This is a genomic window from Streptomyces sp. NPDC051567 (assembly GCF_044454165.1).
GTDB lineage: Bacteria > Actinomycetota > Actinomycetes > Streptomycetales > Streptomycetaceae > Streptomyces.
Window position 1 is genome coordinate 111,607 of record NZ_JBITDK010000004.1, and the last position, 12,190, is coordinate 123,796.

At 74.8% G+C, this 12,190-nt stretch carries 9 protein-coding genes; 4 read left to right on the top strand and 5 right to left on the bottom strand.

Annotated elements, in window-relative coordinates:
* The first annotated feature begins 63 nt into the window (after positions 1-63).
* Positions 64-2,553, top strand: coding sequence for a Helicase associated domain protein (locus tag ACIA5F_RS06475; RefSeq protein WP_399349781.1), 2,490 nt, complete (start codon positions 64-66; stop codon positions 2,551-2,553).
* A 68-nt stretch (positions 2,554-2,621) separates the two neighbouring features.
* Here ACIA5F_RS06475 and ACIA5F_RS06480 read toward each other — a convergent pair whose 3' ends face one another.
* From ACIA5F_RS06480 to ACIA5F_RS06490, 3 genes are all read right to left on the bottom strand, one after another.
* A complete protein-coding gene (locus ACIA5F_RS06480) occupies positions 2,622-4,013 on the bottom strand; it encodes a glutamate decarboxylase (protein WP_399349783.1) in 1,392 nt (463 codons plus the stop codon).
* A 115-nt stretch (positions 4,014-4,128) separates the two neighbouring features.
* Entirely contained in the window at positions 4,129-4,836 is a 708-nt protein-coding gene (locus tag ACIA5F_RS06485; protein ID WP_399349785.1) for a response regulator, read from the bottom strand.
* A complete protein-coding gene (locus ACIA5F_RS06490) occupies positions 4,833-6,557 on the bottom strand; it encodes an ATP-binding protein (protein ID WP_399349787.1) in 1,725 nt (574 codons plus the stop codon). Before ACIA5F_RS06490 ends, ACIA5F_RS06485 begins: the two co-directional genes overlap by 4 nt.
* Positions 6,558-6,662: 105 nt before the next feature.
* Here ACIA5F_RS06490 and ACIA5F_RS06495 point away from each other — a divergent pair, with 105 nt between their 5' ends.
* Together ACIA5F_RS06495 and ACIA5F_RS06500 are read left to right on the top strand one after the other, a co-directional pair.
* Entirely contained in the window at positions 6,663-8,108 is a 1,446-nt protein-coding gene (locus tag ACIA5F_RS06495) for a cation:dicarboxylate symporter family transporter (protein ID WP_399349789.1), read from the top strand.
* A 266-nt stretch (positions 8,109-8,374) separates the two neighbouring features.
* Complete coding sequence (locus tag ACIA5F_RS06500; RefSeq protein ID WP_399349791.1) at positions 8,375-10,150, top strand: S8 family serine peptidase; 1,776 nt, start codon at positions 8,375-8,377, stop codon at positions 10,148-10,150.
* 281 nt (positions 10,151-10,431) lie between these two features.
* On the opposite strand, the gene ACIA5F_RS06505 is transcribed toward ACIA5F_RS06500, so the two are convergent.
* Together ACIA5F_RS06505 and ACIA5F_RS06510 are read right to left on the bottom strand one after the other, a co-directional pair.
* Complete coding sequence (locus ACIA5F_RS06505; protein WP_399349793.1) at positions 10,432-11,106, bottom strand: (2Fe-2S)-binding protein; 675 nt, start codon at positions 11,104-11,106, stop codon at positions 10,432-10,434.
* 77 nt (positions 11,107-11,183) lie between these two features.
* Complete coding sequence (locus tag ACIA5F_RS06510; protein WP_399349795.1) at positions 11,184-11,363, bottom strand: hypothetical protein; 180 nt, start codon at positions 11,361-11,363, stop codon at positions 11,184-11,186.
* A gap of 140 nt (positions 11,364-11,503) precedes the next feature.
* Between ACIA5F_RS06510 and ACIA5F_RS06515 the strand changes: the two genes are divergently transcribed.
* Positions 11,504-12,190 carry a GNAT family N-acetyltransferase gene (locus ACIA5F_RS06515; RefSeq protein WP_399349797.1) on the top strand — a complete coding sequence of 229 codons (687 nt, stop codon included), beginning with the start codon at positions 11,504-11,506 and terminating at the stop codon, positions 12,188-12,190.

Sequence of the window (12,190 nt, forward strand, 5' to 3'; positions counted from 1 at the left end):
CAGGATGGAGACTGGAACGGAACGGGCAGATCACAGCGGGCGGAACGGCGGGACGGCGGCGGCATGACGCGCAGAGCGAAGAAGGAACTCCGGCCGCACCAGCGCGAAGCCGTCGACGCCGTCGTGCGGGCGCTGGAGCTGCCCGCCGGGGGCCGGGTGCCCGGGAGCGGGCTGCGCACCCAGGTGATCATGGCGACGGGGTCCGGGAAGTCCCTGGTCGCCGTGGCCTCGGCCGAAGAACTGCGGGCCGGGCGGGTGCTGGTGCTGGTGCCCTCGCTGGACCTGCTGACGCAGACCGTCACGGCCTGGCGGGAGGGCGGCCGGGCCGGCCGGTACCTCGCCGTGTGCTCGTTGCGCGGTACGGACGCGGGCGTGCCCACCACCACCGATCCGGCCGAGCTGGCCGACTGGGCCGGGGCGGCGGAGCGGGTGACGGTGTTCGCCACGTACGCCTCGCTGGGGCTGGGCACCGTCGAGGAAGCGCACCGGGCGGGGCTGCCGGGCTGGGACCTGGTCGTGGTCGACGAGGCGCACCGCACGTCCGGGCGGATCGGCAAGCCCTGGGCCGTGGTGCACGACAACACCCGGGTGCCCTCGCTCCGGCGGCTGTACCTGACGGCGACGCCCCGGGTCTGGCAGGACGGCGAGGAGGGTGAGGAGGGCGGTCCGCGGCGGGGCGGGCTGGTGGCGTCGATGGAGGACGACCCGCGGGGGCCGTTCGGGGCGCGCTGCTACACGCTGTCCCTGTCCGAGGCCATCGACCGGGGGATCTGCGCCCCGTACCGGGTGGTGTGCGTGGACGTCACCGACCCGGGGTTCCGGGCGGCCGTACTACTGGGTCCGGACGGGCGTTCGGACGCGGTGCGCGGGGCCCGGCTCGCGGCCCTGCAGACGGCGCTGGTGAAGGCCGCCGCAGACCAGGGTTTCCGGCGGACCCTGGTCTTCCACCAGCTGACCCGGGAGGCCGAGGCGTTCGCCGCCGGGCTGCCCGCGGTGGCGGCGCGGCTGCGGCTGACCAGCCGGAGTCCGCTGCCCGTGTACCCGCGCACCGTCTGGGCGGACTGGCTCTGCGGGCAGCACCCGGCGGCCCACCGGCGGCGGGTGCTGGACGCGTTCGCCTCCGCCCGGGTGGCCGAGAACGCCTTCCTCGGCAGTGTCCGGGTGCTGGGCGAGGGGGTGGACACCAAGGAGTGCGACTCCGTCTACTGGGCCGACGTACGGGGCTCCATGCCCGACCTGGTGCAGGCGGTCGGGCGGGCGCTGCGCATCCGGCCCGGGGAGGGCAAGGTGGCCTCTCTGGTGGTGCCGGTGCTGCTGGGGCCGGGTGAGACCCCGGAGACGATGCTGACCTCGCGGGCGTACGGGGACCTGGCGCGGCTGCTGGAGGCGTTGCGGGCGCACGACACCCGCCTGGTCGAGGCCCTGGCCCAGCCGCAGGCGCCGGGAGGTCCGTCCGGGGCAGGGGCCCCGGGTGCGCGGGGCGGCGCCGAGGCGCTGCTCAGCTTCTCCACGCCCAGGGACCCGGCGCTGCTGGCGGCCTTCGTGCGGCTGCGGGTGCTGCACCCGGAGCGCGAGCACTGGCGGCGCGGGGTGGAGGCGGCGCGGATCTACGCGGCCACGGCCGGGGACCTGAGGGTGCCGTTCGCCTACCGGGTGCCCGGGGCCGCGGCGGCGGACGGCCCGGTGGACGGCGGTGCGGAAGGCGCGGCGGACGGCGGTGCGGCGGACGAAGGCGCGGGCGGCGGTGCGGGGTGGCCGCCCGGGCCGGCCCGGTTCCCGCTCGGCCAGTGGATCGCGGACGTGCGGCGCACCCACCGCCGGGGCGCCCTCGGCCAGGAGCGGACGGCGCAGCTGGAGGCGCTCGGCATGGTCTGGAGCCACTTCGACGTGGCCTTCGAGGAGGGGCTCGCGGCGGCCCGTGGCTGGGCGGCGGCCCACGGTCACCTGCTGCCGCCGGTGGATGCCACCTGGCACGGCGCGCCGGTCGGGGTGTGGGTGAAGAACCAGCGGGCCGCGGCCCGCCGCGAGGGTCCGGGGGCGCTGCCGGAGGAGCGCCGGCTGGCACTGGAGGAGATCGACCCGGCCTGGTGCCCGGCCTGGAGCATCGCCTGGCAGCGGGCCTTCCACCTGACCCGGCTGCGGCTGGACGCGGGCGGCACTCTCCCGCTCGGGCCCGGCGGGGCGGTGGTGCAGGGCGAGGACCTGGGCGGGTGGGTCCGTCACCAGCGGCTGTCCTGGGAGCGGTTGTCCTGGGCCCAGCGCTGGCTGCTGGAGCACGTCCTCGGGGTGACCCCGGCGACCGGGGAGGAGGGGGACGGGCGGGCGCGCGGGAGCCATGCCGCCGCCTGGGCGGCCCATCTGGAGGCGGCCCGGCGGTTCCGGGACCGCGAACGGCACCTGCGGGTGCCCCGTACCCATGTGGAGCGGGTCGACGGCCGGGAGGTGCGGCTGGGTTCCTGGATCGCCAACCAGCGGGCCCGCGCCGCCTCCCTCGCCCCGGAGCGGGTCGAGGCGCTGACGGCGCTGGGCATGCGCTGGCCGGGTTCCGCCTGACGGCCCGCCGGACCGGCGGTTCAGTAGACCGGGCGTTCAGCGGACCGGGCGTTCAGCGGACCGGCGGTTCAGTGGTGGAAGCCGGAGCAGGGTGTGGTGGCCGGGACCGGCGGGGGCGCGGCCGTGAGGTGTTCCACGGCCCGGCGCAGGTCGGTGACGAGCAGGGCGATCTGGTCGCGGGTCACCCCGTGCCGGATCAGGACGCGCTGGACGACGGTGTCGTCGCGGTCGGCGGGCAGCGGGTACGAGGGGACCTGCCAGCCGCGCATCCGCAGCCGGTCGGAGAGGTCGTAGAGGCTGAACCCGGCCGCGGCCGGGTCGGTGAGCGTGTAGGAGACCGCGGGCAGGGCGCCCTCCCCGTCGTAGAGCAGGGTGAAGGGGCCCATCGCGGCGATCTGGCCCGCCAGGTAGCGGGCGGTGTCGGCGCAGGCCTGCTGGACTCGCCGGTAGCCGCCGCGGCCGAGGCGCAGGAAGAGGTAGTACTGGGCGACGACCTCGCCGCCGGGCCGGGAGAAGTTGAGGGCGAAGGTCGGCATGTCGCCGCCCAGGTAGTCCACGTCGAAGACGAGCTCGGCGGGGAGCAGGTCGGCGGTGCGCCAGACGATCCAGCCGACGCCGAGGGGTGCGAGCCCGTACTTGTGGCCGGAGGTGTTGACGGAGGCGACGCGCGGCAGCCGGAAGTCCCACACCGCTTCGGGGTGGAGGAAGGGGGCGACGAAGCCGCCGCTGGCCGCGTCCACGTGGACGGGGACGTCCCAGCCGTGCTCGGCCTGGACGCGGTCGAGGGCGGCGGCGATCTCGGCGACGGGTTCGTAGTCGCAGGTGTAGGTGACGCCGAGGATGGCGACGACGCCGATGGTGTTCTCGTCCACGTACGCGGCGAGCTGGTGGGGGCGCAGGCCGGTGGCGCCGGGTTCCAGGGGGACCTGGCGCAGCTCGACGTCGAAGTACCGGGCGAACTTCTCCCAGCAGATCTGGACGGGGCCGCAGACCAGGTTGGGCCGGTCGGCGGCCAGGCCCTGGGCGTGGCGTCGGGCGCGCCAGCGCCATTTGAGGGCGAGGCCGCCGAGCATGGCCGCCTCGCTGGAGCCGGTGGTGGAACAGCCTGTGGCCGTGGTGCCGGGCGGCGCGTTCCAGAGGTCGGCGAGGATGTTGACGCAGCGGGCCTCGATCTCGGCCGTCTGCGGGTACTCGTCCTTGTCGATCATGTTCTTGTCGAGGCACTCGTTCATCAGGCGGTGCACGCCGTCGTCCGACCAGGTGGTGCAGAAGGTCGCCAGGTTCTGGGCGGCGTTGCCGTCGAGGAGCAGTTCGTTGTGGATGAGGGAGTAGACGACCTCGGTGGGCGAGTGGTCCTCCGGCATCCGGTACTTGGGCAGGACCTGGCCGCTCAGGGCGGACGCGAAGATGTCCGTCCCGGGGTCGTCGACGGGTGCTTCCTTCGTCTTATGGAGAGCCATATTCGGACTATAAGTGACATATCATCCCGAAGCCGGTCCAGAAACCTGACGAACGGCGGTCCGGAAACCTCATGGACGGTGGTCCGGGAAGGTCACGGACGGTGGTCCGGGAACGTCACGGACGGCGCGCCCCCGGACCGGCCTGTCCCGCCAGCCAGCGGTAGCGCAGTTCGGGGCGGCCGACCTGGCCGTACCGGGGGGTGCGGTCCGCGCGCCCGGTGTCCACCAGGTGTTCCAGGTAGCGGCGGGCGGTGATCCGGGAGATCCCGGCCGCTCCGGCCGCCCCGGCGGCGGTCAGCCCCCCGGCCGCCGCCCGCAGCAGCGCGGCGACCCGGTCCAGGGTCGGCGCGCTCAGCCCCTTCGGCAGCGCGGCGGGGCCGGGCGCGCGCAGGGCGGCCACGGCCCGGTCCACGTCGTCCTGCCCGGCCGCCTCCCCCGCCGCCGCGCGGAACTCCGCGTAACGCAGCAGCCGTTCGCGCAGCGTGGGGAAGGCGAAGGGCTTCAGCACGTACTGGACCACGCCGAGCGAGACGCTCTCGCGGACCATGGCCAGGTCCCGCGCCGAGGTCACCGCGATGACGTCGACGGGGTGTCCGGCGGCCCGCAGCCCGCGCGCGAAACGCAGCCCGTGGCCGTCCGGCAGGCCGAGGTCGAGCAGGAGCAGGTCGACGCGGGTGCGCTCCAGGGCCCGGGTCGCCCCGGCGAGCGAGTGGACCGTCCCGGCGACGGCGAAACCGGGCACCCGGCCGACGTACAGCGCGTGCGCGTCGGCGGCGACGGGGTCGTCCTCGACGACGAGGACCCGTACCTCGGCGGCGCTCACGCCGGCCCGCCCACGGCGGACCCGCCCGGCGCGCCCGGCCCGGCGACGGCGCCCTCGCCGACCTGACCGCCACCGCCCGGCACCTCGCCGCCCGGGCCACCCGGGCCCTCCTGTCCCCCGGCCTCCGGCCGCCGCCGCGCAGGCAGCCGTACGGTGAACTCCGCGCCGCCGCCCGCCGCCGGGGCGGCCTCCGCGCTGCCGCCGTGCCGGTGGGCCACCTGGCGGACCAGCGCGAGGCCGAGGCCGCGCCCCTCCCCCTTGCCGGACCAGCCGCGCCGGAAGACCTCGGCCCCGGCCCCTTCCGGCAGCCCGGGGCCGTTGTCGGCGACGCGGAGCAGCACCCCGTCCCCCTCGGGCCGGACGGTGACGGCGATCCGGCCGCCCGGGAGGCCGGTGAGCGCCTCGACGGCGTTGTCGACGAGGTTGCCGAGCACGGTGACCAGGTCCCGGGCCGGCGGGGCCCCCGGCCCGGTGTCGACGGCGCGGCTGTCGGGGGTGACGACCAGTTCGACGCCCCGCTCGTGCGCCTGGGCGGTCTTGCCGAGCAGCAGGGCCACCAGGACGGGTTCCCCGACCGAGGCGACCACCTCGTCGGTCAGGGCCTGGGCCAGTTCCAGTTCGGCGGTGGCGAAGTCCACCGCCTCCTGGGCGCGGCCGAGTTCGATGAGCGAGACCACGGTGTGCAGCCGGTTGGCCGCCTCGTGGGCCTGGGCGCGCAGCGCCTGGGTGAAACCGCGCTCGTGGTCCAGTTCCCCGGTCAGGGACTGGAGTTCGGTGTGGTCGCGCAGGGTGACCACGGTGCCCCGGCGTCCGCCGCCCGCGACGGGCGAGCTGTTGACGACGAGCACCCGGTCGGCGGTGAGGTGCACCTCGTCCACCCGGGGCCGGTCGGCGAGCAGGGCGCCGGTGAGCGGCGCGGGCAGTCCGAGGCCGGCGACCGGGGCGCCCCTGATCTCGCCGCGCAGGCCCAGGAGTTCCCGTCCCGCGTCGTTGACCAGGGTGATCCTGTGGCGTCCGTCGAGCATCAGCAGCCCCTCCCGGACCCCGTGCAGGGCCGCCTGGTGGTAGTCGTACATCCGGCTGAGCTCGGCCGCGTTCATACCGTGAGTGTGACGGCGCAGCCGGGCGTTGACGACGTACGTGCCCACACCGCCGAGGACGAGGGCGCCCGCCGCGACCCAGCCGAGGGCGGAGAGCTGCGCCGCGAGCCGGTCGCTGATCGCGCGGACGGTGATGCCCGCGCTGACCATGCCGACGACCCGGCCCTCGTCGGTCAGCGGGGTGACCACGCGGATCGAGGGGCCGAGGGTGCCGGTGTAGGTCTCGCTGAAGGTCTCGCCGCGCAGCGCGGGGGCGGTGTTGCCGAGGAAGGGCTCGCCGATGTGGCGCGGGTCGGGGTGGGTCCAGCGCCGCCCGTCGGGGGCCATGATCGTCACGAAGTCCACCCCGGAGTCGGCCCGGACCCGTTCCGCGTAGGGCTGGAGCGCGGCCGAGGGGTCGGCCCCGCGCGCCTGTCCCCGTACCGCCTCGTGCACGGAGGGCGAGTCGGCGACGGTGCGGGCGACGGCGCCGGCCTGGCGGCGGGCGGCCTCCTCGGCCTGGCCGCGGGCGGTCGCGTAGGCGTAGACGGCGCATCCGGCGACGACCACGGCGACCAGCAGCACCTGCATGGCGAAGAGCTGGCCGGCGAGGCTGCGCGGCGGCCGGGGGAAGCGGAACATGGCGCTCAGTGTGCACCGGCGCGTGAACTCAATGAACGCAAGGGTGACCGGGGTCACAGAGTTGGCGATGGTCTCCCGGAACGCATTTCACCAGCAGGAGGCATCGTGGCCGCCAGACGCGACAGAACCCACTATCTCTACATCGCGGTGATCGCCGCGGTCGTCCTCGGCATCGCCACCGGCTTCGCCGCGCCCGGCGTGGCCGTGGAGCTCAAGCCGCTCGGCACCGGCTTCGTGAACCTCATCAAGATGATGATCTCGCCGGTGATCTTCTGCACGATCGTGCTGGGCATCGGTTCGGTCCGCAAGGCCGCCAAGGTGGGCGCGGTGGGCGGTCTCGCCCTCGGCTACTTCATGGTGATGTCCACGGTGGCGCTGGCCATCGGACTGCTGGTCGGGAACCTGCTGGAGCCGGGCAGCGGGCTCCAGCTGACCGAGGCGGCGCGCAGCGCGGGCGAGGCGCAGGCCAAGGCGGGCGGGGCCGAGAGCACGGTGGACTTCCTGCTCGGGATCGTCCCGACCACGCTGGTCTCCGCCTTCACCGGGGGCGAGGTGCTCCAGACGCTGCTGGTGGCGCTGCTCTGCGGGTTCGCGCTCCAGGCCATGGGGCGGGCGGGCGAGCCGCTGCTGCGCGGGATCGGGCACACCCAGAAGCTGGTGTTCCGGGTCCTGGCGATGATCATGTGGGTGGCGCCGGTGGGCGCGTTCGGGGCCATCGCGGCGGTGGTCGGGGCGACCGGCATCGACGCCCTGACCTCGCTCGCGGTCATCATGATCGGTTTCTACGCGACCTGTGTGCTCTTCGTCTTCGTGGTCCTGGGCACCTTGCTGCGGGTCTGTACGGGGATCAGCGTCTTCGCGCTGCTGCGCTACCTGGGCCGGGAGTTCCTGCTGATCCTGTCCACCTCCTCGTCCGAGTCGGCGCTGCCGCGGCTGATCGCGAAGATGGAGCACCTGGGGGTGTCGCGCCCGGTCACCGGGATCACGGTGCCGACCGGGTACTCCTTCAACCTGGACGGGACCGCGATCTACCTGACGATGTCCTCGCTGTTCGTCGCGGAGGCGATGGGCACGCCGCTCGCCCTGGGCGAGCAGATCTCCCTGCTCCTGTTCATGGTCATCGCCTCGAAGGGCGCGGCCGGCGTGACCGGCGCGGGTCTCGCCACGCTCGCCGGGGGGCTCCAGTCGCACCGGCCGGAACTCGTGGACGGGGTCGGTCTGATCGTGGGCATCGACCGGTTCATGAGCGAGGCGCGGGCGCTGACCAACTTCGCGGGCAACGCCGTCGCGACCGTGCTCATCGGGTCCTGGACGAAGGAGCTCGACCGGGAGCAGGCCACCGAAGTCCTCGCGGGACGGCGGCCGTTCGACGAGAGCACGCTGACCGACGACGGGCACGGAGCCCACTCGGCGGACCCCGGCGAAGGCCCGGACGCACCCGCCGACGGGGGCTCGGGCACGGGCGGGGACCGGCCCGGCGCCACAGCACCCTCCGCACCGGCCGCGGTGCCGCTCCCGGCGGGCGGCGGCAAGGACGGCGTGCCGGTCTGACCGGTGGGCCCCACGAGTTCCGGCCGGACCGGGCGCGCCCCCGCGGTGCCCGGTCCGGCCGGTTTCCACACCTGCGGCGAGGGGCGTTTTCCAGCCATCCTCAGGGGAACTGGCGTGCGGTAAAAGGTACTTCCCTACCGGCGTACACGTCTGACATCTTGCGTCCACCACTCGTTTCGTACGACCCGGCAGGTGCCGACCGCCCCACCGGGTCATCGGAGGACGCATTGATACCCCACATATCCAGCCGACCCCGACGCACCCTCGTGCTGGCCGCCGCACTCGGCGCCGCGCTGACCCTCGGGGCGCCCGCCGCACTCGCCGGCACCGTCCCGGTCCCTCCGGCCGGCTCCTTCCCCGCCGCCACACCCAAGGCGGCGGCGCCCGTCCCGGCGGCCCCGGACGCGGCCTGGGCCGCCGGGACCCGCGCCTACCTGGTGATCACCGCCCCCGGTGACAGCTCGGCGGTGCGCGCGGCCGTCGCCGCCAACGGCGGCACGGTCTTCTCGTCCTACGACGCGATCGGCGTGATCGTCGCCCACTCCTCCTCCAGTGGCTTCGCCGCCGCCCTGCGCGCGGTCGGCGGGGTCCAGCAGGTCGGCGCCACCCGTACCTCGGACGTCCCGGCCGACGCCTACAACCCGGCGCTGCCCGCCAGCCCGGCGCAGTCCACGACCCCGGCGGGCGAGCCCGTCCGCGTCGACATGACCCAGATCAAGGCCGACCAGGCCTGGGCCGTCACCACCGGCTCCGCCTCCGTCAAGGTCGGCATCCTCGACACCGGCGTGGACGACCAGCACCAGGACCTGGCCCCGAACTTCAACGCGGCCGACTCCGTCTCCTGCGCCTACGGCAAGCCGGACACCCGGGCCGGCGCCTGGCGGGACGTGGACACCCACGGCACGCACGTGGCCGGAACCGTCGCGGCGGCCAAGAACGGCAAGGGCGTCATCGGGGTGGCCCCCGGCGTGAAGATCTCCTCGGTCCGCATCGCCGAGCCGGGCTCGAACCTGTTCTTCGCCGAGAACACCGTCTGCGGCTTCATGTGGGCCGGTGACCGCGGCTTCAAGGTCACCAACAACAGCTACTACACGGACCCGTGGCAGTTCAACTGCCCGGACAACGTGGACCAGGCCGCCATCATCGAGGGCGTCCGGCGGGCCCAGGAGTACGCGCAGAGCAAGGGCTCCCTCCAGGTCGCGGCGGCCGGCAACTCCAACCTGGACCTGGCCAACAAGACGACCGACTCGGCGAGCCCGAACGACTCGACCCCGGTCACCCGCCCCCTCACCAACGCCTGCCTGGACATCCCGACCGAGCTGCCGGGCGTCGTCACCGTCTCGGCCATGGGCACGGCCACCTCGAAGGCGTCCTACTCCAACTACGGCCGGGACGTCATCGACATCGCCGCCCCGGGCGGCGACAGCACGGGCATCTACAGCACCCTGCCGGGCGGCAAGTACGGCAGCATGAGCGGCACCTCGATGGCCTCCCCGCACGTCGCGGGCGTGGCCGCGCTCCTCGCGAGCACCAACCCGGGCATCACCCCGGCGCAGCTCCGCGACAAGCTGGCCGTCCAGGCCACCGACATCGCCTGCCCCTCGGACACCCGCTGCACCGGTACCGCCGCCAAGAACGGCTTCTTCGGCGAGGGCCGCACCGACGCGCTCAAGGCGGTCGGCGGCTCCACCCCGCAGCCCGGCACATACTTCGAGAACCTCGGTGACTTCGCCATCGGCGACAACGCCACCGTGGAGAGCCCCCTCGCCGTCACCGGCGTGACCGGCAACGCGCCGGCCACCCTCAAGGTCGGCGTGACCGTCGCGCACACCTACATCGGTGACCTCAAGGTGGACCTGGTCGCCCCGGACGGCACCGTCTACACGCTGCACAACCGGACCGGCGCCGGCGCGGACAACATCAGCCAGGTGTACACGGTGAACGCCTCCTCCGAGGTCGCGGCCGGCACCTGGAAGCTGCGGGTCAACGACAACGCGGGCGGGGACACCGGCAAGATCGACGCCTGGAACCTCACCTTCTAGTTCCCGCCGGTTCCCGCGCCGAAGGAGCGTCCTCCCTCCGGCACGGCCGGGGCGGACGGGGCGGGTGGGGGTGGACGGACGGGCCGGACCGGCGGGTCCGGCCGGGACGTCCGCCCCCGCCCGCCCCGCCGGTCGGCCGGAGAGGACGTCCGGGCACCACCAGGGGCCACCGGGGAGCGGCACGACCGCGCCCCGGTGGCCCCCACCCGTTCCCGCCGCCGCCCGTTCCCGCGTCCGCGCGGGACCGGGCGGCGGGCCGTACGCGCGGGCGCGCCCCGGACCTACCGGGTGCGCAGCACGCAGTCCCCGCAGAAGCCGCCCCCGGGCACCCGGTAGTAGAGGCAGCAGCTGCGCCGGACGAAGGCCGTGCCGAGCCCCTCCTCGTGGACGAAGGTGCCGGTGCGGGCCAGGGGCCCGTCGTCGGCCAGCAGCTCCGCCGCCCGTAGCACGGCCACCCCGCCCCCGGGCCGGTCGGCCAGCGTCCGCGCCGCGGCGGCCAGCGCCGAGGCCGAATTGCCGCGCAGGACCTTCGGCGACACCCCGAACCGCTCCCGCAGGGCCGCGTCGAGCGGGGCCAGACTGCCCAGCACGGTCGGCGCCAGCGCCCCGGCCGGCAGCCCGGCGGGCTCGGGCAGCCACAGTTGCAGCGAGCCCCCGGCGGGCATCCGCCACCACAGCCGGTCGGGGGCCAGGTCCGGCACCCGGCCGCCCAGCGCGACGCAGCCGAGGCCGAGCGACCACAGCCGCGCGGCGATCCCGAACTGCGCGGTCGAGGCGGCCACCCGCCCCGGCCCGCTGTCGGTGCGCCGCCCCACCTCCGCGACGTACGGCCCGAGGTGCTCCCCGTGGAGCGTGGTCAGCGGCCGGAAACCGGGCCCCGGCGGACCGGCGCCGAGGGCGACGGTGAAGAACGGCCCGGCGGAGGCGAGCCGGCCCAGCAGGTCGTCCATGTCCATGCACGGATGATCGCAGGCGCCGCCCCGCACCCGGCGCCCCGGGTGGGGCGCACCAGCGGGCCGGGCTGGTGACCGCCCTACCGTCCGCGCAGGTCAGAGGTGATCGCACGGGCCGGTGAGGTCCGTGCCACCACCGCCCGGAAGGCCTCGACGGCGCGGTCGCGGGGGCATCCGCCGGTCAGGAGGGCGGGAGCCGTGCCGCGGGCACCCGGCCCGTCGGAAATCCGTGCCGCGTCGTTGCCCTCAAGGGGGTTCATCAGATCTCCCCGAGGAGCTGCATCGAGCCACTCGCGTTCATCTGACCGCCTATTGCCTTTCACCCGCGTTCTGCTCGGGGGGCGACGTCACGAGCGCAGACTGTGCAACCACCCCACCGCCCAGAAGGACCGAAGGCTCCGTGCCCGTACCCGTACTCCTCGCCGGCCGCACCGTGCGGCTCGAACCCCTCGCCCCCCACCACGCCGAGGCCCTGGCCACGGCCGGGGCCGAGGATCGTAGGACTTACGCCTTCACTCCCGTGCCCCACGGTGTGCGGGCGGCCCACGCGTACATCGACCGCGCCCTCTTTGATCAGGCGGCGGGCCGGTCCCTCCCGTTCGCGGTGGTCAGGGCCACCGACGGACGGGTCGTCGGGTCGACCCGGTTCCTGGATCTCGACTACTGGCAGGGGCCGCTGGTGTGGCCCGCCGTGCCGGGGGTCCCGTTCGGCGATCCCACGACGGCCGTCCCCGACGCCGCCGAGATCGGCAACACCTGGCTGTCCCCGGCCGCCCAGGGCACCGGCATCAACACCGAGGCGAAGCTGCTGCTGCTCCGCCACGCCTTCGACACCTGGGGCGTCCGGCGGATCTCGCTGCGCGCCGATGCCCGCAACGGCCGTTCGCGGGCGGCGATGGAACGGCTGGGATTCACCTGTGAAGGGGTCCGCCGGGCTCATTCGCGGGGGCTCGACGGGGCGGTCCGCAGCACCGCCTTCTACTCGGTCCTCGACGAGGAGTGGCCCGCCGTGCGGTCGGTCATCGAGCTGAGGATGTCGGCGGGCGCGCAGCGCAAGCGGCGCCGCAGGACACTGGTCCCGGCATAG

Bases quoted from the DNA above. Each gene is read 5' to 3' on its own strand.
- ACIA5F_RS06475 (WP_399349781.1), top strand. From the start codon at position 64: ATGACGCGCAGAGCGAAGAAGGAACTCCGGCCGCACCAGCGCGAAGCC.
- ACIA5F_RS06490 (WP_399349787.1), bottom strand. From the start codon at position 6,557: ATGTTCCGCTTCCCCCGGCCGCCGCGCAGCCTCGCCGGCCAGCTCTTC.
- ACIA5F_RS06505 (WP_399349793.1), bottom strand. From the start codon at position 11,106: ATGGACATGGACGACCTGCTGGGCCGGCTCGCCTCCGCCGGGCCGTTC.
- ACIA5F_RS06480 (WP_399349783.1), bottom strand. From the start codon at position 4,013: ATGGCTCTCCATAAGACGAAGGAAGCACCCGTCGACGACCCCGGGACG.
- ACIA5F_RS06510 (WP_399349795.1), bottom strand. From the start codon at position 11,363: ATGAACCCCCTTGAGGGCAACGACGCGGCACGGATTTCCGACGGGCCG.